The 25,041-nt window shown below is 60.4% G+C and carries 23 protein-coding genes; 16 read left to right on the top strand and 7 right to left on the bottom strand.

Annotated features, from left to right (window positions below; genetic code table 11):
* Window positions 1-26 precede the first annotated feature (26 nt).
* From ACOZJV_RS15070 to ACOZJV_RS15055, 4 genes are all read right to left on the bottom strand, one after another.
* Window positions 27-431: a SufE family protein gene (locus ACOZJV_RS15070; RefSeq protein ID WP_421547963.1), complete on the bottom strand. Its 405-nt coding sequence runs from the start codon at window positions 429-431 to the stop codon at window positions 27-29.
* Window positions 428-1,633 (bottom strand): aminotransferase class V-fold PLP-dependent enzyme, encoded by a 1,206-nt coding sequence (locus tag ACOZJV_RS15065; RefSeq protein ID WP_201129626.1) that lies wholly within the window; start codon window positions 1,631-1,633, stop codon window positions 428-430. The genes ACOZJV_RS15070 and ACOZJV_RS15065 overlap by 4 nt, the downstream gene beginning before the upstream one ends.
* A gap of 165 nt (window positions 1,634-1,798) precedes the next feature.
* Window positions 1,799-2,833, bottom strand: coding sequence for a 2,3,4,5-tetrahydropyridine-2,6-dicarboxylate N-succinyltransferase (dapD, locus tag ACOZJV_RS15060; RefSeq protein WP_078470064.1), 1,035 nt, complete (start codon window positions 2,831-2,833; stop codon window positions 1,799-1,801).
* Window positions 2,834-2,866: 33 nt separating this feature from the next.
* Window positions 2,867-3,229, bottom strand: a complete 363-nt coding sequence (locus ACOZJV_RS15055) for an ArsC family reductase (protein WP_043229113.1) — start codon at window positions 3,227-3,229, stop codon at window positions 2,867-2,869.
* Window positions 3,230-3,464: 235 nt separating this feature from the next.
* Here ACOZJV_RS15055 and ACOZJV_RS15050 point away from each other — a divergent pair, with 235 nt between their 5' ends.
* Window positions 3,465-5,111, top strand: coding sequence for a Na+/H+ antiporter (locus ACOZJV_RS15050; RefSeq protein WP_421547962.1), 1,647 nt, complete (start codon window positions 3,465-3,467; stop codon window positions 5,109-5,111).
* Window positions 5,112-5,170: 59 nt separating this feature from the next.
* Here ACOZJV_RS15050 and dapC read toward each other — a convergent pair whose 3' ends face one another.
* The 3 genes from dapC to map are packed head-to-tail and all read right to left on the bottom strand — an operon-like array spanning window position 5,171 to window position 9,950.
* Window positions 5,171-6,373: a succinyldiaminopimelate transaminase gene (gene dapC, locus ACOZJV_RS15045; protein WP_201129627.1), complete on the bottom strand. Its 1,203-nt coding sequence runs from the start codon at window positions 6,371-6,373 to the stop codon at window positions 5,171-5,173.
* A 42-nt stretch (window positions 6,374-6,415) separates the two neighbouring features.
* Window positions 6,416-9,118, bottom strand: a complete 2,703-nt coding sequence (locus tag ACOZJV_RS15040) for a [protein-PII] uridylyltransferase (protein WP_020296624.1) — start codon at window positions 9,116-9,118, stop codon at window positions 6,416-6,418.
* A 49-nt stretch (window positions 9,119-9,167) separates the two neighbouring features.
* Entirely contained in the window at window positions 9,168-9,950 is a 783-nt protein-coding gene (map, locus tag ACOZJV_RS15035) for a type I methionyl aminopeptidase (RefSeq protein WP_078470067.1), read from the bottom strand.
* Between the two features lie 406 nt (window positions 9,951-10,356).
* Here map and rpsB point away from each other — a divergent pair, with 406 nt between their 5' ends.
* The 15 genes from rpsB to rnhB all read left to right on the top strand — a co-directional run bounded on the left by rpsB (window position 10,357) and on the right by rnhB (window position 25,006).
* The gene (rpsB, locus tag ACOZJV_RS15030) at window positions 10,357-11,094 is read left to right on the top strand and encodes a 30S ribosomal protein S2 (RefSeq protein ID WP_020296622.1); all 738 of its coding nucleotides are present in this window, start codon (window positions 10,357-10,359) and stop codon (window positions 11,092-11,094) included.
* A 199-nt stretch (window positions 11,095-11,293) separates the two neighbouring features.
* A complete protein-coding gene (gene tsf / locus ACOZJV_RS15025; protein WP_020296621.1) occupies window positions 11,294-12,157 on the top strand; it encodes a translation elongation factor Ts in 864 nt (287 codons plus the stop codon).
* Window positions 12,158-12,366: 209 nt separating this feature from the next.
* Entirely contained in the window at window positions 12,367-13,110 is a 744-nt protein-coding gene (gene pyrH, locus ACOZJV_RS15020) for a UMP kinase (protein WP_003189161.1), read from the top strand.
* On the top strand, window positions 13,107-13,664 hold the full coding sequence (gene frr / locus ACOZJV_RS15015) for a ribosome recycling factor (protein WP_020296620.1): 558 nt from the start codon (window positions 13,107-13,109) through the stop codon (window positions 13,662-13,664). Before pyrH ends, frr begins: the two co-directional genes overlap by 4 nt.
* Before the next feature lie 15 nt (window positions 13,665-13,679).
* The gene (gene uppS / locus ACOZJV_RS15010) at window positions 13,680-14,435 is read left to right on the top strand and encodes a polyprenyl diphosphate synthase (RefSeq protein ID WP_020296619.1); all 756 of its coding nucleotides are present in this window, start codon (window positions 13,680-13,682) and stop codon (window positions 14,433-14,435) included.
* Window positions 14,435-15,241 (top strand): phosphatidate cytidylyltransferase, encoded by an 807-nt coding sequence (locus ACOZJV_RS15005; RefSeq protein WP_078470069.1) that lies wholly within the window; start codon window positions 14,435-14,437, stop codon window positions 15,239-15,241. Before uppS ends, ACOZJV_RS15005 begins: the two co-directional genes overlap by 1 nt.
* Window positions 15,238-16,428, top strand: coding sequence for a 1-deoxy-D-xylulose-5-phosphate reductoisomerase (gene ispC / locus ACOZJV_RS15000; protein WP_421547961.1), 1,191 nt, complete (start codon window positions 15,238-15,240; stop codon window positions 16,426-16,428). Before ACOZJV_RS15005 ends, ispC begins: the two co-directional genes overlap by 4 nt.
* Before the next feature lie 52 nt (window positions 16,429-16,480).
* Complete coding sequence (gene rseP, locus ACOZJV_RS14995; RefSeq protein ID WP_421547960.1) at window positions 16,481-17,833, top strand: sigma E protease regulator RseP; 1,353 nt, start codon at window positions 16,481-16,483, stop codon at window positions 17,831-17,833.
* Window positions 17,834-17,907: 74 nt separating this feature from the next.
* On the top strand, window positions 17,908-20,298 hold the full coding sequence (bamA, locus tag ACOZJV_RS14990; protein WP_020296615.1) for an outer membrane protein assembly factor BamA: 2,391 nt from the start codon (window positions 17,908-17,910) through the stop codon (window positions 20,296-20,298).
* Between the two features lie 45 nt (window positions 20,299-20,343).
* Entirely contained in the window at window positions 20,344-20,847 is a 504-nt protein-coding gene (locus ACOZJV_RS14985) for an OmpH family outer membrane protein (protein ID WP_020296614.1), read from the top strand.
* A 3-nt stretch (window positions 20,848-20,850) separates the two neighbouring features.
* Entirely contained in the window at window positions 20,851-21,906 is a 1,056-nt protein-coding gene (lpxD, locus tag ACOZJV_RS14980; RefSeq protein WP_078470072.1) for a UDP-3-O-(3-hydroxymyristoyl)glucosamine N-acyltransferase, read from the top strand.
* 109 nt (window positions 21,907-22,015) lie between these two features.
* Entirely contained in the window at window positions 22,016-22,456 is a 441-nt protein-coding gene (fabZ, locus tag ACOZJV_RS14975) for a 3-hydroxyacyl-ACP dehydratase FabZ (RefSeq protein ID WP_007907157.1), read from the top strand.
* The gene (gene lpxA, locus ACOZJV_RS14970; RefSeq protein ID WP_421547959.1) at window positions 22,453-23,229 is read left to right on the top strand and encodes an acyl-ACP--UDP-N-acetylglucosamine O-acyltransferase; all 777 of its coding nucleotides are present in this window, start codon (window positions 22,453-22,455) and stop codon (window positions 23,227-23,229) included. The genes fabZ and lpxA overlap by 4 nt, the downstream gene beginning before the upstream one ends.
* A 2-nt stretch (window positions 23,230-23,231) precedes the next feature.
* Window positions 23,232-24,362, top strand: a complete 1,131-nt coding sequence (gene lpxB, locus ACOZJV_RS14965) for a lipid-A-disaccharide synthase (protein ID WP_421547958.1) — start codon at window positions 23,232-23,234, stop codon at window positions 24,360-24,362.
* Between the two features lie 11 nt (window positions 24,363-24,373).
* Window positions 24,374-25,006 (top strand): ribonuclease HII, encoded by a 633-nt coding sequence (gene rnhB, locus ACOZJV_RS14960; protein WP_153050226.1) that lies wholly within the window; start codon window positions 24,374-24,376, stop codon window positions 25,004-25,006.
* The last annotated feature ends 35 nt before the right edge of the window (window positions 25,007-25,041 follow it).

The raw sequence follows: 25,041 nt of genomic DNA, 5'->3' as shown, positions 1-25,041 counted from the left end.
CCGGCCAGCGCAGCCTGCGGCAGCGGCTACAGAGCCAGTTCGCGCATGCGTTGCAGCACGGCGTTGAGGCCGTTGCTGCGGGAGGGGGAGAGCTGGCGCGACAGGCCCAGTTGGTTGAACCAGTCGGGCAGGTCCACCTCTTGCAGCTCCTGGGTCGACAAGCCATTGACCCGCGCCAGCAACAACGCGACCAACCCGCGAATCAGGCGTGCGTCGCTGCTGGCGGCAAACTGCCAATGCCCTGCATGCACCGCGCCCAGCAACCAGACCTGGCTTTCACAGCCATGCACCCGGTTGGCCTCGACCTTGTCGACGTCGTCCAGGGCCGGCAGGCGATCACCCCATTGCATCAGCAGGCGCGCGCGCTGCTCCCAGCCGGTGGCCTGTTGAAAGGTCTGCAACGCCAGCAGCGCCTCGTCCGGCAGGCTCATCGCAACATCTCCAGCGCCTGGTCCAGGGCTTCGAAGAAGCGCTCCAGATCGGCGGAATCGTTATACAGCGCCAGCGACACCCGGATCGCCCCTGCGAGGCCGAAGCTTTTGAGCAGGGGCATGGCGCAGTGATGCCCGGCGCGTACGGCGATGCCCTGTTCGGTGAGCAAGTGCGCCAGGTCGGCGTTATGCACGCCGTCGACCACAAAACTGGCCAGCGCCAAGTGCGGTGCGCCCAGCAGGCGGATGCCTTTGCGCGCCTGCAGGCCGTGCAGCAGATAGTCGTGCAGCGCGGCTTCATGGGCGGCGACCGCGTCCTGGTCGAGGCCGGCCAGGTAGTCCAGGGTCGCGCCCAGGCCGATCACGCTGGCGATGGGCGGTGTCCCCGCCTCATAACCCAGGGGCGCAGGGCGGAAGGTCGCGTGCTGGTACTCGGCGTCCTGCACCATTTCGCCACCGAACTGCCAGTGACGCAGGCCTTGCAGCGCCTCGTTGCGCCCGTACAGCACCCCAAGGCCGTCCGGCCCATAGAGCTTATGGCTGGAAAATACATAAAAGTCGCAGCCCAGCGCCTGCACGTCATGCCGACCATGGACCACGCCCTGGGCGCCATCGACCACGGTCAGCGCCTGCCGCGCCTTGGCCATGGCCAGCAATTGCGGCAGCGGCTGCCAGGCGCCGAGCACGTTCGACAGTTGGCTGACGGCCAGCAAACGGGTGCGCGGGCCGATCAACTGCGCGGCGGCTTCGAGATCGATCAGGCCGGCAGTGTCCAGGGGCAAGACCACCAGCTCCAGGCCGCGGCGTTGCGCCAGTTGCTGCCACGGCAGGAGGTTCGCGTGGTGCTCCAGGGCGCTGATGACCAGCTCGTCGCCCGGGTTGAATTGGTGTTCCAGGCCGTAGGCCAGGAGGTTCAACGCAGAAGTCGCGCCGTGGGTGAAGACGATCTGCCCGCTGTCACCGGCATTGAGCCATTGCGCCACTTTGCTGCGGCTGTCCTCGAATGCCTGGGTCGCATGGGCGCCGGGCAGGTGCTGCGCGCGATGCACATTGGCTGCGCCATTGGCGTAGTAATGGGTCAGGGCGTCAATCAGGGCTTGGGGCTTTTGCGTGGTGGCGGCGTTGTCCAGGTAGGTCTGGTCTTGCCGTTGCAGGGCGGCGATGGCCGGAAAATCGGCGCGCCAGGGGGAGGGCACAAGCATGGTGGTCGGGACTCGTATAAGCAGGCCGGGCGCTGATGATACGCGCCCGGACGCTGCTGGTGCGAGTTGCTGCTTAGTCTCTGTACGACAACTGCCTGCGCTTCGATCATGCGGCGTTAAAAACAGGCGCGCCTGATCTTTGCTCGGCGAGTTTTGGTACAGATCCTAGTTGTGAGCGTGCAGCGCTTCGTTCAGTTCGATGGCCGACTTGTGGGTTTTGCATTCCACGGCGCCGGTCTGCGAATTGCGACGGAACAACAGGTCCGGCTGGCCAGCCAGCTCGCGAGCCTTGAGCACCTTGACCAGTGCGTTGTTTTCATCGAGCAGCGCAACCTTGGTCCCGGCGGTGATGTACAGGCCCGATTCCACGGTATTGCGGTCGCCCAACGGGATACCGATACCGGCGTTGGCGCCGATCAGGCAGCCTTCGCCGACCTTGATCACGATGTTGCCGCCGCCCGACAGGGTGCCCATGGTCGAGCAACCGCCGCCCAGGTCCGAGCCCTTGCCGACGAATACGCCAGCTGAAACACGGCCTTCGATCATGCCCGGGCCTTCGGTGCCGGCGTTGAAGTTGACGAAACCTTCGTGCATCACGGTGGTGCCTTCGCCCACGTAGGCGCCCAGGCGGATACGCGCGCTGTCAGCGATACGCACGCCTGCCGGCACCACGTAGTCGGTCATTTTCGGGAACTTGTCCACCGAGAACACTTCCAGCAGGTCGCCACGCAGGCGGGCTTCCAGTTGACGCTCGGCCAGCTCGCTGATGTCGATCGCGCCCTGGCTGGTCCAGGCCACGTTCGGCAGCTGCGGGAATACGCCCGCCAGGCTCAGGCCGTGGGGCTTGACCAGGCGATGGGACAGCAGGTGCAGCTTGAGGTAGGCCTCGGGAGTGGAGGTCAGCGCGGCGTCTTCGGCCAGCAGGGTGGCGACCAGTGGCTTGTGGCTTTCGGCCAGGCGGGTCAGCAGGGCAGCCTGGGCGGCATCGACATTTTTCAGTGCGTCGGCCAGTTGCGAGGCCTGGGCCACGGTGAAGGTGATGGCCTGGTTGCCTTCGGTGTAACCCAGTACCGGGGCGATGGCCGCGATGATTTCGGCAGATGGGTTGAGCAGTGGCTGCGCGTAGAACACTTCCAGCCAGGCACCTTGGCGGTTCTGAGTGCCGACGCCGAAGCCCAGGCTGAACAGGGAATTGGACATGTTGTTACCTCTACAAAAAATGAATGGGCAGGCCTACTTGAGGGCCGCCGAATAAATATCTGGCTTGAAGCCAATCAGGGTTCGGTCACCGAGATCGAGCACCGGGCGCTTGATCATCGAGGGTTGTGCGAGCATCAGTTCGATAGCTTTCGCCTGGTCGAGATCGGCTTTGCGTTCGTCTTCGAGTTTGCGAAAGGTCGTGCCTGCACGGTTCAACACCACCTGCCAGCCGTGCTCATTGCACCACTGGGTCAAGTGTTCGCGGTCGATGCCGGCGGTTTTGTAATCGTGAAAGTCATAGCTGACAGCGTGTTCATCGAGCCAGGTGCGCGCCTTTTTCATGGTGTCGCAGGCTTTGATGCCGAAAAGGTGCAACGTTTTGCTTGAAACGGTCAAGGAATTGCCCCCTTTGCAGGTGCCGAAAATTAAAGGTCACGGATTATGCCATGGCCGCGCGACTTCGGCGTCGCCCAGCGCCCGGCTTTGTCGCAATGTATTGCGCGAATGGGGTGATTGCGACCTTTGTGCAGCGGTCGGGATCAGTCTAAGCGGCTAATATGGCACTTCTACGGGTGACTGTTGCCGTAGCTGCATGCGCTTTTGCCTGGTTTAGATGGAGAATTTTCGCTTTATGCAAACCGCCTACACCGTACTCATTCTGCTGATGTTGGTGAGTGTTTCACGACTGGTCGGGCGGATGATTCCGGTGCCGCTGCCCCTGGTACAGATTGCCGCCGGTGCCTTGCTGGCCTGGCCGACCCTTGGACTGCATGTGGCGCTGGACCCGGAGCTGTTCCTCTTTCTGTTCCTGCCGCCGCTGCTGTTCTCCGATGGCTGGCGCATGCCCAAGCGCGAGTTCTGGCAGTTGCGCGGGCCTATCCTGACCCTGGCGGTGGGCCTGGTGCTGTTTACCGTGGTCGGCGCTGGCTACTTTATCCACTGGCTGTTGCCAACCATTCCGTTGCCGGTCGCTTTCGCACTGGCGGCGGTGCTCTCGCCAACCGACGCCGTGGCGGTCTCGGCGATCGCCCAGAACCGCTTGCCCCGGCCCTTGATGCACATGCTGCAGGGCGAGGCGTTGATGAACGATGCCTCGGGCCTGGTGACATTCAAGTTCGCCTTGGCGGCGGCGGTCACCGGGGTGTTTTCCCTGACCAATGCCAGCCTGACCTTTGTCCTGGTAGCGCTCGGTGGCCTGGCCATAGGCGTGGCCCTGAGCTGGCTGGTCGGGCGCCTGCGGGCGTGGATGATCGCCCGGGGCTGGGATGATCCGGCCACCCACGTGGTGTTCATGTTGCTGCTGCCATTCGCCGCTTATGTATTGGCCGAGCGCCTGGGCGCATCGGGGATCCTGTCGGCGGTGGCGGCGGGGATGATGCAGAGCTGGCTCGACCTGCTGCCGCGCCAGACCAGTACCCGGCTGCTCAACCGCAGCGTCTGGTCATTGCTCGAGTTCGCCTTCAACGGCTTGATCTTCCTGCTGCTGGGCTTGCAGCTGCCGGACATCATCAAGGCCGTGGCCAGCCACGAAACCTCGCTCTGGCCGACCTTGTTCTACCGTTGCCTGGACGTGCTGGCGATCTTCCTGGTGTTGCTGGTGCTGCGTTTTGTCTGGGTGCAAAGCATCTGGCGCCTGTCGGGCTGGCTGCGCCGTTGGCGCGGCAAGGGTGAATTGACCCTGGTGCCGACCGCGCGTTCCTGCTGGCTGTTGACGGTGGGTGGGGTGCGCGGTGCGGTGACCCTGGCGGGCGTGATGTCGGTGCCCCTGATGCTGGGGGCCGGGGAGGCGTTCCCCGAGCGCGATCTGCTGATCTTCATTGCCGCCGGCGTGATCCTGTTGTCATTGGTGGCGGCCTGCATCGCCCTGCCATTGCTGTTGCGTGGTATCCAGCAGAGTCCGGATGACAAGCGGCGTGGTGAGGTGCGTGATGCCTGGCGCAAGACGGCCGAGGCGGCGATTCATGCCCTGGAGGCCGAGGAATTGGTGGAAACCAGCGATGCGCCGGACGCGGCCCAGGCCGCCCTGGCTACCGAACTCAAGGCGCGCCTGATGTCGGAATACCGCCATCAACTGGAGGTCTTCAACGATTCCGCCGAGGCTCAGGCCCTGGCCTTCCAGATGGACCAACTGGAGCGGCGCCTGCGTCTGAAAGCCCTGCGCGCGCAACGCCTGGAACTGTACCGGCTCAGCCGGCATCACCAGATTGGCGACGATGTATTGCGCGAAGTGCTGGGCGAACTGGATTTGAGCGAAGCGAATCTGGGTCCAGTCAAGTGATCGGCTGATGCCAACTGGCGCCTGCGGGGGATAAGTGCAGGTGCCAGTCGGGCGAGGTGTCAGCCGCGGCGACGCAGCACGAAGTCGCGAATCCGCTCGGCGGCTTCCACGCATTCGGCCAATGGCGCCACCAGGGCCATGCGCACGCGCCCGGCGCCCGGGTTGGTGCCGTCCACTTCCCGCGACAGGTACGAACCCGGAACCACGGTCACGTGTTCTTCGGCGAACAGGTCGCGGCAGAAGGCTGCGTCGTCACCGGCCACGCTCGGCCACAGGTAGAAGCTGCCGTCGGGGCGCTGCACGTCGAGCACCGGCGCGAGGATTTCCAGCACGGCATCGAACTTCTCGCGATACAGCGCGCGGTTGGCCCGCACATGCACCTCATCGTTCCAGGCTGCGACGCTGGCCAGCTGGGTTTGAACCGGCATGGCGCAACCGTGGTAGGTGCGATACAGCAAAAAGCCCTTGAGGATCTCGGCATCGCCGGCGACGAAACCGGAGCGCAGGCCCGGCAGGTTGGAGCGCTTGGACAGGCTGTGGAACACCACACACCGCTTGAAGTCCTTGCGACCCAGTTCGACGCAGGCGCTTAGCAGGCCTGGTGGTGGCGTTTGTTCGTCGAAGTACAGTTCGCTGTAGCACTCGTCGGCGGCGATCACGAAGTCGTGCTCATCGGCCAGGGCGATCAGTTTCTTCAGGGTGTCCAGCGGGATCAGGGCCCCGGTCGGGTTGCCCGGCGAGCACAGGAACAGGATCTGGCAGCGCTGCCAGATGTCGGCCGAAACCGCGTCGAAATCCGGGTTGAAGCCATTTTCGTCGAGGCACGGCAGGTAATGGGGCTTGGCGCCGGCGAGAAAGGCTGCGCCTTCATAGATCTGATAGAACGGGTTGGGGCTGACCACCAGCGCGTCGTCGCCACGGTTGACCACGGTCTGGGTGAAGGCGAACAGCGCTTCGCGAGTGCCGTTGACCGGCAGCACGTTGCGCGCTGGATCCAGCCAGCCGCCGGGCACGCCAAAGCGTCGCTCGCACCAGCCGGCGATGGCTTCACGCAGGGCGGGGATGCCGAGGGTGGTCGGGTAGACCGCCATCTGGTCCAGGTTGTTGGCCAGGGCTTCGGCGACAAAGCTTGGCGAGCGATGCTTCGGCTCGCCGATGGACAGCGCGATCGGCCGCTTGTCGGCATTGGGTGTCACGCTGCCGAGCAGGGCGCGCAGTTTCTCGAACGGGTAGGGCTGCAACTGGTTTAGAGCGTTGTTCATCGGTGCGGTATCTCACTCAATGCGGCGGGTCGTGGCGCGCGGTTAGATGCTCAGGCGCGACAATTCAATATTCGGTTCCTGGCTGACACTCAACTGCTCGACGATGGCGTCCTGCAGGCGGCTGCACAGTTGCGGGTCGGACAATTGCTGGTTGTGCGCGTCGGTAATGAAGAAAACGTCTTCCACGCGCTCGCCCAGGGTGGCGATCTTGGCGTTTTGCAGCGACAGATCGAACTCGAGGAAAATCTTGCCGATCCGTGCCAGCAGGCCGGGGCGGTCGGGGGCGCTCAGTTCGAGCACGGTCACCGGACGCTGGGCGTCGTTGTGAATGGTCACCTGGGGCGCAAAGGCAAAGTGCTTGAGCTGGCGCGGAACCCGGCGCTGGATGATGGTCGGGTAGTCATCCGGGTTGCGTAGGGCGTCGGTCAGGCCGTCGCGGATCTGTTTGATGCGTTGCGGGTTATCGCCGATCGAGCCGCCGTCGTTGTCGAGCACGATGTAGGTGTCGAGGGTGAACTGGCTGCTGGAGGTGATGATTCGGGCGTCGTGAATGTTCAGGTTGAGCTGATCCATCGCGGCCACGGTCACGGCGAAGAAGTCGTGTTGGTCGGGGGCGTAGATGAAAATCTGGGTGCCACCCTCGAATTCGCGCTGGGTGGTTTCCTTGATCAGCACCAGCGGGCCGCCGTCTGCGGGTTGCTGCAGGATGGCATCGCTGTGCCAGGCCACGTCGCCAGCGGTGTGGCGGAGGAAGTAGTCATCCCCCAGTTGCGACCAAAGCTGCTCGACGTCGTCCGGATCGGTGCCGCTGCGCACCAGGATGTCCAGGGCGGCGCTCTGGGTCTGGCGGATCTGCTCTTCGCGATCCACCGGATTTTCCAGGCCGCGGCGCAGGGCGCGCTTGGTCTCGGTGTACAGCTGGCGCAACAGGCTGGCACGCCACGAGTTCCACAGGGTCGGGTTGGTGGCGTTGATGTCGGCGACGGTCAAGACGTACAGGTAGTCGAGGTGCGTCTGGTCGACCACGGTCTGGGCAAAGTCGTGGATCACTTGCGGGTCGGACAAATCCTTGCGCTGGGCGGTGGTCGACATCACCAGGTGGTTCTGAACCAGCCACACGATCAGGCGGCTGTCCCACACCGGCAACTGGTGACGTTGGCAAAAGGCTTCGGCATCCACTGCGCCGATTTCCGAGTGATCGCCATGCCGGCCCTTGCCGATGTCGTGGTACAGGCCGGCGAGGTAGATCAGCTCGGGCTTGGGCAGCTTGCCCATGAGCTTGCTGGCCAGCGGGAATTTTTCCGAGACCTGGGTGTACTGCAGTTTGCGCAGGTGCTTGATCAGATTCAGGGTGTGGGCATCGACGGTATAGATGTGGAACAGGTCGTGCTGCATCTGCCCGACGATAAAGCCGAACTCCGGCAGGTAGCGCCCGAGAATGCCGTAGCGGTTCATCCGCCGCAGGTTGCGATGGATGCCGAATTCGCATTTGAATAGTTCGATAAACAGGCTGGTGTTGCGGATGTCGTTGCGGAACTCGTCGTCGATCAGGTGCCGATGTTCGCGCAGAAGGCGAATGGTGTCGGCCCGTACGCCCTTGATTTCCGGGTGCTGGGCCATCAGCACGAAGATTTCCAGCATGGCGAACGGCGTGCGGCGGAACACGTTGTCGTTGATCGCCTCGATGTACCCGTCGTGCAGTTGGAAGCGCGAGTTGATCGGCTGCGGCGGTGCTTCGTCTTCGGGGGCGAGGATTACCTCCTCGAAGTGCTGGATGATCAGGTCGCTGAGTTGGGCGATGCTCATTACCACCCGGTAGTACTGCTGCATGAAGCTTTCGATGGCTTGCTTGGCGTCATCGCCTTCGAACCCCAGCAGCTTGGCAATCGAGCGCTGGTGATCGAACAGCAAGCGGTCTTCCGAGCGTCCGGCCAGCATGTGCAGGGCGTAGCGCACCTTCCACAGGAATTCCTGGGACGACGCCAGTAGCGCGTTTTCGCTCTCCACCAGGAACCCTTCACCCGCCAGGGCCCGCAGGTTCAGCGTGCCGTACTGGCGGCGGGCGACCCAGAGAATGGTCTGGATATCGCGCAGGCCGCCGGGGGAGCCTTTGACGTTGGGCTCCAGGTTGTATTCGGTGTCGTTGTACTTGTGATGCCGGGCCTTCTGCTCGGCGCGCTTGGCCAGGAAAAAATCCTTGCTCGGCCACATGTGTTCGGTGCTGGTGACTTCCAGCATGCGCTGGCGCAGGTGTTCGGGGCCGGCGATGGTGCGGCTTTCCATCAGGTTGGTGATCACCGTGAGGTCGGCCCGCGCCTCCTGGGCGCATTCGTCCACCGAACGTACGCTTTGCCCGACTTCCAGGCCGATGTCCCAGAGCAGGGTCAGGAAACGCTCGATGGAGTCGCGGAAAATCTCATGATCGGCGCTGTCGAGCAGAATCAGCAGGTCGATGTCGGAGTAGGGGTGCAACTCACCCCGGCCGTAGCCGCCGACCGCCACCAGGGCGATGTCGGCGTCTTCGCTCCAACTGAACTGGTCCCAGGCCTTTTGCAGGATGTTATCGACGAACCAGGCGCGGTCCTCGATGAGCCGGCGGATATCCCGTCCGTTGCGAAAGCGTGTGTCGAGCACTTCCCGTGCCTGACGGATGGCTTTCTTGAAGGCCGCGATGGGGCTTGCCTTCAGGGCCAGTTCAGCCTGGAACTGGCCGCGGTCGAACAACTCGGGATCCACCTGCGGCATCGATTGGCTTTCCTTTCTTTCTATAAGGGCAACAACCCGGCGTAGGGAATCAGGCCGAAACGCGGGGAATGGTGTCGTCGCTGCGCAAGGTGAAGATCTCGTAGCCGGTCTCGGTCACCAGCAGGGTGTGTTCCCACTGCGCGGACAGCTTGCGGTCCTTGGTGATGGCGGTCCAGCCGTCGCCCAGGACCTTGGTGTCGGCTTTGCCCTGGTTGATCATCGGCTCGATGGTGAAGGTCATGCCGGCCTTGAGTTCCATGCCGGTGCCCGCGCGGCCGTAGTGCAGGATCTGCGGCTCTTCGTGGAATACCTTGCCAATGCCGTGGCCGCAGAATTCGCGAACCACCGAGAAGCCGTTCTTTTCCGCGTGTTTCTGGATCACTTCGCCGATATCGCCCAGGCGGCAGCCTGGCTTGACCAGCTCGATGGCCTTGTACATGCATTCCTGGGTGATCTGCGACAGGCGTTCGGCCCAGACCGGCACTTTGCCGACGTGGAACATGCGACTGGTGTCGCCGTGGTAGCCATCCTTGATCACGGTGACGTCGATGTTCAGGGTGTCGCCGTCCTTGAGCGGCTTCTCGTTCGGGATGCCGTGGCAGACCACGTGATTGATCGAGGTGCAGATCGACTTGGGAAAGCCCTTGTAGTTCAGCGGCGCAGGAATTGCCTGCTGCACGTTGACGATGTAGTCGTGGCAGATGCGGTCCAGCTCTTCGGTGGTGATACCGGGTTTGACATGCTCGGCAATCATTTCCAGCACGTCGGCGGCCAGTTTGCCAGCGACACGCATTTTGGCGATGTCCTCGGGGGTTTTGAGGGTGACGGTCATACAGGCTCTCTCGACGCTCGGTGGCGCTATAAACACGGAATGGCTTGAAAACGGCGGTATTGAAGGCAAAGCCTGGGTGGGCTCGCGCCGTTTTCAAAAGCCGCAAAGGTGCGATTCTAACAGACGGCCAAGGCAAATCTGACCCTCTGACGCCGCTTCTCTCTATAGAATGGAGCATTCTGGCCCGATTCCAAGGGCCTGGTAAAAAAGCCCCACAGCGCAATGCACAATCCTGGTTCCGTTTTTACCCTTCCTGTGGTATAAAATGCGCCGCTTTCCGGGGATACCCTGAAAAGCTTAAATCCACACACGTGTCGACACGATGACCTGGGTGCCGGAAGCTTTCATGCTGCTGGTTGGTCATTGGGATACGTGGAGGCCAAACCCGACTTATTAAGGAACTATCATGTCCCAAGTCAACATGCGCGATATGCTGAAGGCCGGTGTGCACTTCGGTCACCAAACCCGTTACTGGAACCCGAAAATGGGTAAGTACATTTTCGGCGCGCGTAACAAGATTCACATCATCAACCTTGAAAAAACCCTGCCAATGTTCAACGAAGCTCTGACTTTCGTAGAGCGCCTGGCCCAGGGCAAAAACAAGATTCTGTTCGTCGGCACCAAGCGTTCCGCTGGCAAGATCGTTGCTGAAGAAGCAGCACGTTGCGGTTCGCCGTACGTCGATCACCGCTGGTTGGGCGGCATGCTGACCAACTTCAAAACCATCCGTGCTTCCATCAAGCGTCTGCGTGACCTTGAAGTGCAAGCCGAAGACGGCACCTTCGCCAAGCTGACCAAGAAAGAGGCGCTGATGCGCACTCGCGATCTGGAAAAGCTGGATCGTAGCCTGGGTGGTATCAAGGACATGGGCGGTCTGCCAGACGCACTGTTCGTTATCGACGTTGATCACGAGCGCATCGCGATCACCGAAGCCAACAAGCTGGGTATCCCGGTAATCGGCGTAGTCGATACCAACAGCAGCCCGGAAGGCGTTGACTACATCATCCCAGGCAACGATGACGCAATCCGCGCTATCCAGCTGTACATGGGTGCGATGGCTGACGCTGTTATCAAGGGTCGCAACCACGTTGCTGGCGGCACCGAGCAGTTCGTCGAAGAAGCTCCGGTAGCTGCAGCTGAGTAATTGACGCCTTGGCGTTGACTCAGTAAGCAAAAAGGGGGCTTGGCCCCCTTTTTGCCAACTCGGAAATCATTTGTTGTGTGCGTATTTGCTGTTTTGTAACGCGATGCGGCTATCAAGTGTATTCGAGGCAGAGCTCAAGATTTGATCGCCCGTTCGGTCGGGTGGAATGGTTGAAAACCTATCCAAGAGGAATTTGAAAATGGCAGAGATTACTGCAGCGTTGGTTAAAGAACTGCGTGAGCGTACTGGCGAAGGCATGATGGACTGCAAAAAGGCCTTGACCAAGGCTGGCGGCGACATCGAGAAAGCCATTGATGACATGCGTGCTTCGGGCGCGATCAAAGCAGCCAAGAAAGCAGGTAACGTAGCTGCTGAAGGCGCGATCGCCATCAAAGAAGACGGCAAAGCTGCCGTGATCATCGAAGTCAACTCGCAAACCGACTTCCTGGCTCTGCAAGAAGACTTCAAAAACTTCGTTGCTGCCAGCGTTGAAAAAGCGTTCGCTGACAAGCTGACCGACGTTGCTCCGTTGATCGCTGCTCAAGAGCCGGCTCGTGAAGCGCTGGTTGGCAAAGTAGGCGAGAACGTCAACATCCGTCGTCTGGCTCGCGTTGAAGCTGACGTGCTGGGTTCGTACCTGCACGGCAACAAGATCGGCGTTGTGGTTGCCCTCAAAGGCGGCAACGTTGAACTGGCTAAAGACATCGCCATGCACGTAGCGGCCAGCAACCCTGAGTTCCTGCTGCCTTCGCAAGTTTCCGCTGAAGCCATCGAACGCGAAAAAGCCGTGTTCCTGAGCCTCAACGAAGACAAGATGAAGGGCAAGCCTGCTGAAATCGTCGAGAAGATGATTGCTGGCCGTATCAGCAAGTTCCTGGCTGAAGCCAGCCTGGTTGAGCAGCCTTTCGTCAAGAATCCAGAAGTGACCATCGGTACTCTGGCCAAGCAAGGCGGCGCTGAAATCGTTTCCTTCACTCGCTTCCAGGTAGGCGAAGGCATCGAGAAGCCGGTCGACAACTTCGCTGAAGAAGTTGCTGCCCAGCTGGCTGCCAGCAAGCAATAAGACAGTTTTCAACTGTCGCCCTGAAGAGGCTGCCCGCTCACGCGCGCAGCCTCTTTTCAAATGGGGAGGCCAATTTTAGTTGGCTACCTCCGGAACTGGCTTACAAAGCCGTGTTCTGATGGCGCTGTGACAGCGTCAAGCTAGAGTAAGCGCAGGCTGCAAACAGCTTGCAGAGAATTTTTTAAAATACGCCGCAGGAGAGATTCGCAATGGCTCAGCAGGGCAGTGGTTATCAAGCTCGCTATAAACGCATTCTACTCAAGCTTAGCGGCGAGGCCCTGATGGGCTCGGAAGAGTTCGGGATCGACCCCAAAGTCCTGGATCGCATGGCGCTGGAGGTTGGCCAGCTGGTCGGCATCGGCGTTCAGGTCGGTCTGGTGATTGGCGGCGGCAACCTGTTCCGTGGCGCAGCGCTGAGTGCAGCGGGCATGGATCGTGTCACGGGCGACCACATGGGCATGCTGGCCACTGTGATGAACGCCCTGGCCATGCGTGATGCGCTGGAACGTGCGAATATCTCGGCCATCGTCATGTCGGCTATTTCCATGGTGGGTGTGACCGATCACTATGATCGCCGCAAAGCCATGCGCCACCTGAACTCCAAGGAAGTGGTGATTTTCGCTGCCGGTACCGGCAACCCGTTCTTTACCACCGACTCCGCTGCGTGCCTGCGCGCGATCGAGATCGATGCCGACGTAGTGCTCAAGGCAACCAAGGTTGATGGTGTTTACACTGCAGATCCGTTCAAAGACCCGCATGCCGAGAAGTTCGATCATCTGACTTACGATGAAGTGCTGGATCGCAAGCTGGGTGTCATGGACCTGACAGCCATCTGCCTGTGCCGCGACCACAAAATGCCGTTGCGTGTATTTAACATGAACAAGCCCGGCGCCCTGCTCAATATTGTGCATGGTGGCGCCGAAGGAACCCTGATCGAGGAAGGCCAACAATGATCAACGAGATCAAGAAAGACGCTCAAGAGCGCATGAAAAAATCCCTGGAATCCCTGGCCCATGCATTTGGTCAGATCCGTACCGGCAAGGCGCACCCGAGCATCCTGGGTAGCGTGATGGTGCCTTACTACGGTTCGGACACCCCGCTGAGCCAAGTGGCCAACGTCACTGTTAAAGACTCCCGCACCCTGCAAGTCGTGGCTTTCGAGCGCAACATGCTGGCGGCTGTTGACAAGGCGATCCAGAGCGCCGGCCTGAACCTCAATCCGACCAACCTGGGCGAATTGCTGTTGATTTCCATGCCTGCCCTGACCGAAGAAACCCGTAAGGTTTTCGCCAAGCAGGCGCGTGACGCAGCGGAAGACGCGCGGATTGCCGTGCGCAATATCCGTCGCGATGCGCTGAGCCAGTTGAAAGACCTGGTCAAGGAAAAGGAAATCAGCGAAGACGAAGAGCGTCGTGCCGCTGATGACGTGCAGAAGCTGACCGACAAGGCGGTGGCTGATATCGAAACCGCCACCAAGCAGAAAGAAGCGGATTTGATGGCCGTATAAGGGTCAGACGTTTTCATGGAAAAGACCAAGCAGTCCGTATCGTTTTCGGTGCCGCGACATGTCGCGATCATCATGGACGGTAATAATCGCTGGGCTAAAAAACGCTTTATGCCCGGTGTCGCCGGGCATAAAGCGGGTGTCGACGCTGTTCGTGCAGTGATAGAGGTGTGCGCCGAGGCCAAGGTCGAAGTGCTCACCCTGTTCGCCTTTTCCAGCGAGAACTGGCAGCGTCCGGCGGACGAGGTCAGTGCCTTGATGGATCTGTTCTTCAAGGCGCTGCGTCGCGAGGCCAAGCGTCTCAATGAGAACAACATCAGCCTGCGGATCATCGGTGACCGTTCCCGCTTCCATCCGGAACTGCAGGCGGCGATGCGCGAGGCTGAGGCCATCACGGCGGGCAGCAATCGCTTCATCCTGCAGATCGCCGCCAATTACGGCGGTCAGTGGGACATTGCCCAGGCCGCCCAGCGCCTTGCGCGCGAAGTGCAGGCCGGTCATCTGCGGCCGGAGGACATCACTCCGGAATTGTTGCAGACCTGCCTGGCGACCGGCGACCTGCCGTTGCCCGACCTGTGCATCCGTACCGGCGGTGAACACCGCATCAGTAACTTCCTGCTGTGGCAGCTGGCTTACGCCGAGCTGTACTTCTCCGACCTGTTCTGGCCGGACTTCAAACACGATGCCATGCGTACTGCGCTGGCCGATTACGCTTCTCGCCAGCGGCGCTTCGGTAAAACGAGCGAGCAGGTCGAGGCTGGAGCCCGGGTTTAATGCTTAAACAACGAATCATTACTGCGCTGATCCTGCTGCCGATCGCCTTGTGCGGGTTCTTCCTGCTCCAGGGAGCCGGTTTCGCCCTGTTTATCGGGCTGGTAGTGACGCTTGGGGCGTGGGAATGGGCGCGTCTGGCCGGGTTCGATGGCCAGGCGGCACGCGTGGTATATGCCGCGGTGGTCGCGGTGCTGCTGTTTCTCATGTACCTGGTGCCCGGTATTGCGCCCTGGGTGCTGGGTGCTGCGGTGCTCTGGTGGGCGGCAGCGACCTTCCTGGTGCTGACCTATCCGCGCACCAGCGAACATTGGGCGGGCGCTGCCGCCAAGCTGGTGATCGGCCTGTTGATCCTGTTGCCGGCCTGGCAAGGCCTGGTGTTCATCAAGCAGCTGCCGTTGGGCAACTGGTTGATCATGGCGGTGATGGTTCTGGTCTGGGGGGCTGATATCGGCGCCTACTTTTCCGGCAAGGCGTTCGGCAAGCGCAAGCTGGCGCCGCAGGTCAGTCCGGGCAAGAGCTGGGAAGGCGTGTATGGCGGCCTGGCGCTGAGCCTGGTGATCACCGCGGTGGTGGGCCTGGTTCGCGATTGGTCTGTCGCTCAGATACTGCTGGGCCTGCTGGGTGCAGCGCTGGTGGTGTTTATCTCGGTGGTCGGCGACCTGACCGAGAGCATGTTCAAGCGTCAGTCCGGGATCAAGGACAGCAGTAACCTGTTGCCCGGTCACGGCGGTGTGTTGGATCGCATCGACAGCCTGACGGCTGCTATTCCGGTGTTTGCGGTGCTGTTGTGGATGGCTGGATTGTGAGTCGTCCTCAGCAGATTACGGTTCTCGGCGCCACAGGTTCTATCGGCCTCAGTACCCTGGATGTGATTGCCCGGCATCCGCAGCGTTACCAGGTGTTTGCCTTGAGCGGCTTCAGTCGCATGGCGGAGTTGTTGGCGCTGTGCGTGCGTCATGCACCGCGCTTTGCCGTGGTGCCTGAGGCCGCAGCAGCCGGCAACCTGCAGGATGACCTGCGTGCTGCCGGGCTGCAGACCCGGGTCCTGGTGGGTGAAGAAGGTTTGTGTCAGGTGGCTGCCGACCCCGAGGTCGATGCGGTCATGGCGGCCATTGTCGGTGCGGCGGGTTTGCGCCCGACCCTGGCGGCGGTCGAGGCAGGTAAGAAGATTCTCCTGGCCAATAAAGAGGCGCTGGTGATGTCCGGCGCCTTGTTCATGCAGGCTGTGCGTAAAAGTGGCTCGGTACTGCTGCCGATCGACAGTGAGCACAATGCGATTTTTCAGTGCATGCCGACGGACTTTTCCCGCGGCTTGAGCAATGTTGGTGTACGACGGATTCTACTGACCGCGTCCGGTGGCCCATTCAGGCAGACGCCGTTGAATGAGTTGCAGGATGTTTCTCCGGAGCAGGCCTGCGCCCATCCCAACTGGTCGATGGGGCGCAAGATATCGGTCGACTCCGCGAGCATGATGAATAAAGGCCTGGAGCTGATCGAGGCGTGCTGGCTGTTCGACGCCAAGCCTTCCCAGGTCGAAGTGGTGATCCATCCTCAGAGCGTGATTCACTCCCTGGTCGACTATGTGGACGGTTCGGTGCTGGCGCAGTTGGGCAATCCCGATATGCGCACGCCTATCGCCAATGCCCTGGCCTGGCCTGAGCGCATCGACTCCGGTGTTGCGCCCCTGGATCTGTTTGCCATTGCGCGTTTGGATTTCCAGGCTCCGGATGAACAGCGATTCCCCTGCTTGCGCTTGGCGCGTCAGGCGGCGGAGGCAGGCAATAGCGCTCCGGCCATGCTGAATGCGGCCAATGAAGTGGCAGTTTCCGCGTTTCTCGAACGGCGCATCCGTTACCCTGAGATCGCGAGTATCATCGCAGAAGTTTTAAGCCTCGAGCCGGTGGTTGCGGTCGACGAGCTGGACGCTGTGTTCGCGGCGGACGCCAAAGCCCGTGCCTTGGCTGAGCAATGGTTGAGTCGCAACGGGCGATAAGCGTTGTGACTGGCCAAGCGGTCGGCACCGGATAGGATTGCGGAGAAAGTAGATGAGCGCGCTCTATATGATTGTCGGCACCCTGGTTGCGTTGGGCGTGCTGGTTACCTTCCATGAATTCGGCCACTTCTGGGTGGCGCGCCGCTGTGGCGTCAAGGTTCTGCGTTTCTCCGTGGGCTTTGGTATGCCGCTGCTGCGCTGGCATGACCGCCGTGGCACTGAGTTTGTCATCGCCGCGATCCCGCTGGGCGGCTACGTGAAGATGCTTGATGAGCGCGAAGGCGAGGTGCCTGCCGACCAGCTCGATCAGTCTTTCAATCGCAAGTCCGTGCGCCAGCGTATCGCCATTGTTGCGGCGGGCCCGATTGCCAACTTCCTGCTGGCCCTGGTGTTCTTCTGGGTGTTGGCGATGCTCGGCAGCCAGCAGGTACGACCGGTCATCGGCGCGGTGGAGGCGGGCAGTATTGCTGCCAAGGCCGGCTTGAATGTCGGCGAGGAAATCGTCGCCATCGACGGCGAGCCGACATCGGGTTGGGCCGCGGTCAACCTGCAGTTGGTGCGACGTCTGGGCGAGAGTGGCTCGTTGCTGTTTTCGGTGCGCGAGCAGGGTGCGACGGTCGACTCGCCGCGCCAGCTGGTGCTGGACAAGTGGCTCAAGGGTGCAGATGAGCCGGACCCGATCCACTCCCTGGGGATTCGACCTTGGCGACCTGCGTTGCCTCCGGTTTTGGCTGAGCTCGACCCGAAAGGGCCGGCCCTGGCGGCCGGGTTGAAGACCGGCGATCGCCTGCTGGCGCTGGATGGTCAGGCGCTGGGCGATTGGCAGCAGGTCGTCGATTGGGTGCGTGTACGTCCTGATACCAAAATTGTGCTGCAAGTCGAGCGTGATGGTGCTCAAATCGACGTCCCTGTGACCTTGGCAAGCCGTGGCGAAGCCAAGGCGGCTACCGGTTATCTGGGCGCTGGAGTGAAAGCGGTCGATTGGCCGCCGGAGATGATTCGCGAGGTCAGCTACGGTCCGTTGGCGGCTATTGGCGAAGGTGCCCGACGCACCTGGACCATGAGTGTATTGACCCTCGATTCACTGAAGAAAATGTTGTTCGGCGAGCTCTCGGTAAAAAACTTGAGTGGACCGATAACCATTGCTAAAGTGGCGGGCGCTTCTGCCCAGTCGGGTGTCGCTGATTTCCTGAATTTCCTTGCTTATCTGAGTATTAGCCTGGGGGTTCTGAATTTGCTGCCCATTCCTGTACTGGATGGGGGGCATTTGTTGTTCTATCTGATCGAGTGGGTGCGTGGTCGCCCCTTGTCGGATCGGGTGCAGGGTTGGGGGATACAGATCGGTATCAGCTTGGTGGTCGGGGTGATGTTTCTTGCCCTGGTCAACGATTTGGGTCGACTGTAACGCTTCGCTGAATTGCGAATCTGCCGCATTTTGCGGCAGTTTGTTTATTGCCAGTTGGAATAAGAAAGGACTTCATGAAACGTCTGCTGCTAACTGCGGTTCTCACCGTATTGATGATCGCCGAAGTTCACGCCGAGTCCTTCACTATCTCCGATATCCGCGTCAACGGCCTCCAGCGGGTCTCCGCGGGTAGCGTCTTTGGTGCCTTGCCGTTGAACGTCGGCGAGCAGGCGGATGATCGTCGCCTGGTGGAATCCACTCGTGCGCTGTTCAAAACCGGTTTCTTTCAAGACATCCAGCTGGGCCGCGATGGCAACGTCCTGGTCATTACGGTAGTCGAACGTCCGTCTGTTGCCAGTATCGAGATCGAAGGCAACAAGGCGATTTCGACTGAAGACCTGATGAAAGGCCTGAAGCAGTCCGGTCTGGCCGAAGGTGAAATCTTCCAGCGTGCGACCCTCGAAGGCGTGCGTAACGAGCTGCAGCGCCAGTACGTCGCTCAGGGTCGCTACTCGGCCACCGTCGACACCGAAGTGGTGCCGCAGCCGCGTAACCGCGTCGGCCTCAAGGTCAACATCAACGAAGGCACGGTTGCTGCGATCCAGCACATCAACGTCGTGGGCAACACTGTATTCCCTGACGAAGACCTGATCGGCCTGTTCGAACTCAAGACCACCAACTGGTTGTCGTTCTTCAAGAACGACGACAAGTACGCCCGTGAAAAACTCTCCGGTGACCTGGAGCGTCTGCGTTCCTACTATCTGGATCGCGGCTATATCAATATGGATATCGCTTCGACCCAGGTGTCCATCACCCCGGACAAAAAGCACGTCTACATCACGGTCAACGTGAACGAGGGCGAAAAGTACAGCGTTCGCGACGTCAAGCTCAGTGGCGACTTGAAAGTGCCTGAAGACCAGGTCAAGTCCCTGTTGCTGGTGGAAAAAGGCCAGGTGTTCTCGCGCAAGCTGATGACCACTACTTCCGAACTGATCACCCGCCGTCTGGGTAACGAGGGCTACACCTTCGCCAACGTCAACGGCGTGCCTCAGCCGCACGATGAAGACCACACGGTCGACATCACCTTTGTCGTGGATCCAGGCAAGCGTGCCTACGTCAACCGCATCAACTTCCGTGGCAACACCAAGTCCGAAGACGAAGTGCTGCGTCGTGAAATGCGTCAGATGGAAGGTGGCTGGGCTTCGACCTACCTCATCGATCAATCCAAGACCCGTCTTGAGCGCCTGGGCTTCTTCAAGGAAGTCAACGTCGAAACCCCGGCAGTTCCGGGTGTCGATGACCAGGTCGACGTCAACTATGCAGTTGAAGAGCAAGCGTCCGGTTCGATCACCGCCAGCGTCGGTTTCGCCCAGAGTGCGGGCCTGATCCTGGGTGGTTCCATCACTCAGAACAACTTCCTGGGTACGGGTAACAAGGTCAGCATCGGTTTGACCCGCAGTGAATACCAGAGCCGCTATAACTTCGGTTATGTCGACCCCTACTGGACCGCTGACGGCGTGAGCCTGGGTTACAACGCTTTCTATCGCACCACTGACTACAAAGACCTTGATGTCGATGTTGCCAGCTATGCCGTTGACAGCCTGGGTGCGGGTGTCAGCGTGGGTTACCCGATCAGCGAGACCTCGCGTCTGACCTTCGGCCTGACCGCGCAACAAGACAAGATCAAGACTGGCCTGTACACCGTCGACGAAATCTTCGACTTCGTGAACAAGCAGGGCGACAGCTACCTGAACTTCAAGGCTTCGGCCGGCTGGTCCGAGTCGACCTTGAACAAAGGTGTTCTGGCAACCCGTGGCCACTCTCAGAGCCTGGTTCTGGAAACCACCACGCCTGGCAGTGACCTGTCGTTCTTCAAACTCGACTACCGTGGCCAGTTGTTCCAGCCACTGAGCGAAAACTACACCATGCGCCTGCACACCGAACTGGGTTATGGCGATGGTTTTGGCGACACCAAGGGCTTGCCGTTCTACGAGAACTACTATGCTGGTGGCTTCAACTCGGTTCGCGGCTTCAAGGACAGCACCCTGGGTCCACGCAGTACGCCGAGTCGTGGTGTAGGTGTGACAGGTAACGCCGGTACAGCGGCCGACCCGGATCAGGATCCACTGCCATTCGGCGGTAACGTTCTGATCCAGGGTGGTGCCGAGATCCTGTTCCCGCTGCCGTTCGTCAAAGATCAGCGCTCCCTGCGTACCTCGGTATTCTGGGATGTGGGTAACGTGTTCAGTTCCAAGTGCGATTCGACTTCCAACACCATCGCCGCTTCGAACGTTAAAACGGAATGTAACGACATCAGTCTCAGCAATCTGGCCAGTTCCGTGGGTGTCGGTGTGACATGGGTCACCGCCCTGGGACCATTGAGCTTCGCCCTGGCGATGCCGATCAAGAAACCGGATGACGCTGAAACCCAGGTGTTCCAATTCTCCCTCGGTCAGACTTTCTAAGAGCCTGATCCAAGATAATGACAATGGATTTTGTAGGAGTGCATCGTGCGTAAGTTGACTCAATTGGTTCTCCTGGCCACCGTTCTGGTCGCGACCCCGGTCTTTGCAGACATGAAGATCGCGGTACTGAACTATCAGATGGCTCTGCTGGAGTCGGACGCTGCGAAGAAGTACGCAGTGGATGCCGAGAAGAAGTTCGGTCCTCAGTTGACCAAGCTCAAGACTCTGGAAAGCAGTGCCAAGGGCATTCAGGACCGTCTGGTTGCCGGTGGCGACAAGATGCAGCAGGGCGAGCGTGAGCGCCTGGAGCTTGAATTCAAGCAAAAGGCCCGTGACTTCCAGTTCCAGTCCAAGGAGCTGAACGAAGCCAAGGCTGTTGCCGACCGCGAAATGCTCAAGCAACTCAAGCCCAAGCTCGACAGCGCAGTGGAAGAAGTGATCAAGAAGGGCGGTTTCGACCTGGTCTTCGAGCGTGGCGCAGTCATTGATGTCAAACCTCAGTACGACATCACTCGCCAGGTTATCGAGCGCATGAATCAGCTGAAGTAACCCATGACCGCGATTATTAAGCTCGGCCGATTGGCCGAGTTCCTCGGCGCCACCTTGCGTGGCGACCAGGAGAAAGAAATCACTGGGCTAGCCACCTTGCAGGAGGCTGGCCCAGCTCAGTTGAGCTTTTTGGCAAATCCTCAGTACCGCAAGTACCTGGCTGATAGCCAGGCGGGTGCTGTGCTGCTTAAAGCGGCTGATGCCGAGAGTTATGCCGGTGATGCGTTGGTGGTGCCTGATCCTTATCTGGCCTATGCGCGAATTTCCCATCTGTTCGACCCCAAGCCCAAGGCGGTGGCTGGCGTTCATCCCTCAGCGGTGATTGCCGATGACGCCGTGGTCGATCCGTCGGCCAGTATCGGGCCGTTTGCGGTGGTCGAAAGCGGCGCGTCGATTGGCGCCGGGGTGACGGTTGGTGCGCATTGCTTTGTGGGGGCTCGCAGCGTGGTTGGCGAAGGCGGCTGGCTTGCGCCAAGGGTCACGCTGTATCACGACGTGCGGATCGGCAAGCGAGTGGTCATTCAGTCCGGTGCGGTACTGGGTGGCGAAGGGTTTGGATTCGCCAATGAGAAGGGCGTCTGGCAGAAGATTGCCCAGATTGGCGGGGTCACCATTGGCGACGATGTGGAGATTGGCGTCAATACCGCCATCGACCGTGGCGCCCTGGCCGATACCGTCATTGGCAATGGTGTGAAACTGGACAACCAGATTCAGATCGCCCACAACGTGCAAGTCGGTGATCACACCGCCATGGCCGCCTGTGTGGGGATTTCCGGCAGCACCAAGATTGGCAAGCACTGCATGCTTGCAGGTGGTGTCGGGTTGGTCGGCCATATCGAGATTTGTGACAACGTTTTCCTGACCGGGATGACCATGGTGACCCACTCGATTACCGAGGCTGGCTCCTACTCCTCCGGTACTGCCATGCAACCTGCTGCCGAGTGGCGCAAAAGCGCGGCCCGTATCCGTCAGCTCGATGACATCGCGCGACGCCTGCGGCATCTGGAAAAGCGCGTTGGGGACGTGACCCCTGACGGTAATGCTTCATCAGATGGCTGAAACCATTTCCATATCAAGTGTGCACAGCCGCTAGACTGCCTCCTTGATTTGCTAGAGGAGCACGCATTAGTCGCGCGCTCCCAATCTTTACTACAGGCTTCCCCACGAAATGATGGACATCAACGAAATTCGCGAATACCTGCCTCACCGTTACCCGTTCCTGCTGGTGGACCGGGTGGTGGACTTGGATGTTGAGGGCAAGCGCATTCGTGCCTACAAGAATGTCAGCATCAACGAGCCTTTCTTCAATGGTCACTTTCCCGCGCATCCAATCATGCCGGGCGTGCTGATCATCGAGGCGATGGCTCAAGCTGCCGGCATCCTTGGTTTCAAGATGCTGGACGTGAAGCCGGCCGATGGCACCCTTTACTACTTCGTTGGTTCCGACAAGCTGCGCTTCCGCCAGCCGGTGCTGCCGGGTGATCAACTGATCCTTGAAGCCAAGTTCCTCAGCTGCAAGCGTCAGATCTGGAAGTTCGAGTGCCAGGCTTCGGTCGATGGCAAGCCAGTCTGCTCCGCTGAAATCATCTGTGCGGAACGCAAGCTATGAGTTTGATTGACCCTCGCGCAATCATCGATCCGACGGCCGTTCTGGCCGACGACGTCGAGGTCGGCCCCTGGTCGATCGTCGGCGCTGGTGTGGAAATCGGCGAGGGTACAGTGATTGGCCCCCATGTGATTCTCAAGGGGCCAACCCGGATCGGCAAACATAACCGCATCTACCAGTTTTCCTCGGTAGGTGAGGACACGCCCGATCTCAAGTACAAGGGTGAAGAAACCCGCCTGGTGATCGGCGATCACAACGTCATCCGTGAAGGCGTGACCATTCACCGCGGTACGGTCCAGGATCGCTCCGAAACCACCTTGGGCGATCACAATCTGGTCATGGCCTATGCCCACATCGGCCATGACAGTGTGATCGGCAACCACTGCATCCTGGTCAACAACACCGCGTTGGCCGGGCACGTGCACGTGGATGACTGGGCAATCCTCTCCGGTTTCACCCTGGTTCACCAGTATTGCCATATTGGCGCCCATAGCTTTTCCGGCATGGGCACTGCCATCGGCAAGGATGTACCCGCGTTCGTCACGGTATTCGGCAACCCCGCGGAAGCCCGCAGCATGAACTTTGAAGGCATGCGCCGCCGTGGTTTCAGCGAAGACGCGATCCATGCCCTGCGCCGGGCCTATAAAGTGGTGTACCGCCAGGGGCTGACCGTTGACCAGGCCCTGGCCGAGTTGGTCGAGCCTTCTGTGCAATTCCCCGAAGTCGCGATCTTCCGTGACTCGATCCAGTCTTCGACCCGTGGCATCACTCGTTAATCATGAGCAATCTGCGTATTGCGCTGGTGGCTGGCGAGGCCTCCGGCGATATTCTCGGCGCCGGTTTGATGCGCGCGCTCAAGGCCCGGCATTCTGCGGTTGAATTTATCGGTGTCGGCGGCCCGCTGATGCAGGCCGAGGGCCTGGTTTCGTACTTCCCCATGGAGCGCCTGGCGGTCATGGGGTTGGTGGAAGTGCTGGGGCGGCTGCGTGAGCTGTTGGCACGGCGCAAGAAGCTGATCCAGACCCTCATCGCCGAAAAACCTGACGTGTTTATCGGTATCGACGCACCTGATTTCACCCTGAATATCGAACTCAAGCTGCGACAGGCGGGGATCAAGACGGTGCACTATGTCAGCCCGTCCGTCTGGGCCTGGCGGCAGAAGCGTGTGCTGAAGATCCGCGAAGGTTGCGATCTGATGCTGACGCTGTTCCCGTTCGAGGCAAAATTCTACGAAGAGAAGGGTGTCCCGGTGCGGTTTGTCGGCCACTCCCTGGCCGATGCGATTCCGCTGGAAGCTGATCGTGCTGCGGCTCGTGCTGAACTGGGTTTGCCCGATGGCCCGCTGGTGGCATTGATGCCAGGCAGTCGTGGCGGTGAAGTCGGGCGCCTGGGTGCGCTGTTTCTCGATACTGCGCAACGTCTGCGAGCCATGCGCCCCGGCGTGCGCTTTGTCATGCCCTGTGCCAGCCCCGAGCGCCGTAGCCAGCTGGAGCAACTGCTGGCCGGTCGTGACTTGCCGTTGACCTTGCTTGACGGCCAGTCCCACCGGGCCTTGGCGGCTTGCGATGCGGTACTGATTGCCTCCGGCACCGCGACCTTGGAAGCGCTGCTGTACAAGCGGCCGATGGTGGTTGCCTATCGCCTGGCGCCGCTGACGTTCTGGATTCTCAAGCGCATGGTTAAAAGCCCCTACATCTCCCTGCCCAACTTGCTGGCCCAACGTTTGCTGGTGCCCGAGTTGCTGCAGGATGAGGCGACGCCCGAAGCCCTGGCGCGGACGTTGTCGCCGCTCATCGAGGGGGGCGAGGAGCAGACTCGCGGCTTCGACGAAATCCATCGGACGTTGCGTCGGGACGCCTCGAACCAGGCGGCTGATGCAGTCCTGAACCTGATCGGCAAAGCGCAATGAGTAACCTGAAGATGCAGATGGGCCTGGACTTTACCCTGGTAGCCGCTACAGAAGAGCTGGTGTGCGGCGTCGATGAAGTCGGACGCGGTCCGTTGTGCGGTGCGGTGGTCACGGCGGCGGTCATTCTGGATCCGAACCGGCCGATCCTTGGTCTCAACGATTCGAAGAAACTCACCGAAGCCCGGCGAGAAAAACTCTACGACGAGATCTGCGAGAAAGCCCTGAGCTGGTGCATTGCCCGCGCTGAAGTCGAGGAAATCGACGAACTGAATATCCTGCACGCGACCATGCTCGCCATGCAGCGCGCGGTGGAAGGGCTGAGCATTACCCCGAAGCTGGCGATGATCGACGGTAATCGTTGCCCGAGGCTGGCCATGCCCGCGGAGGCGGTGGTCAAGGGTGATAGCAAGGTGCCGGCAATCGCCGCCGCGTCGATTCTGGCCAAGGTCAGTCGCGACCGTGAAATGGCGGCGTTCGAGCTGATCTATCCGGGTTACGGCATCGGCGGCCACAAGGGTTATCCGACGCCTGTGCACCTCGAAGCGCTGGCCCGCCTGGGGCCGACGCCGATTCACCGGCGTTCGTTCGCGCCGGTCCGCCAAGCCTATGAAGCACGTGAGAGCTTGAGCGAGACACAGTCCTGAGGCTGATGTTTTAGCCGAGGCCCGGTACAATCCGG

It is taken from the genome of Pseudomonas sp. QD4, assembly GCF_049199125.1.
Classification (GTDB): domain Bacteria; phylum Pseudomonadota; class Gammaproteobacteria; order Pseudomonadales; family Pseudomonadaceae; genus Aquipseudomonas.
The sequence above is the reverse complement of the archived record's forward strand: the minus strand, read 5'-3'. Positions and strand labels throughout refer to the sequence as shown.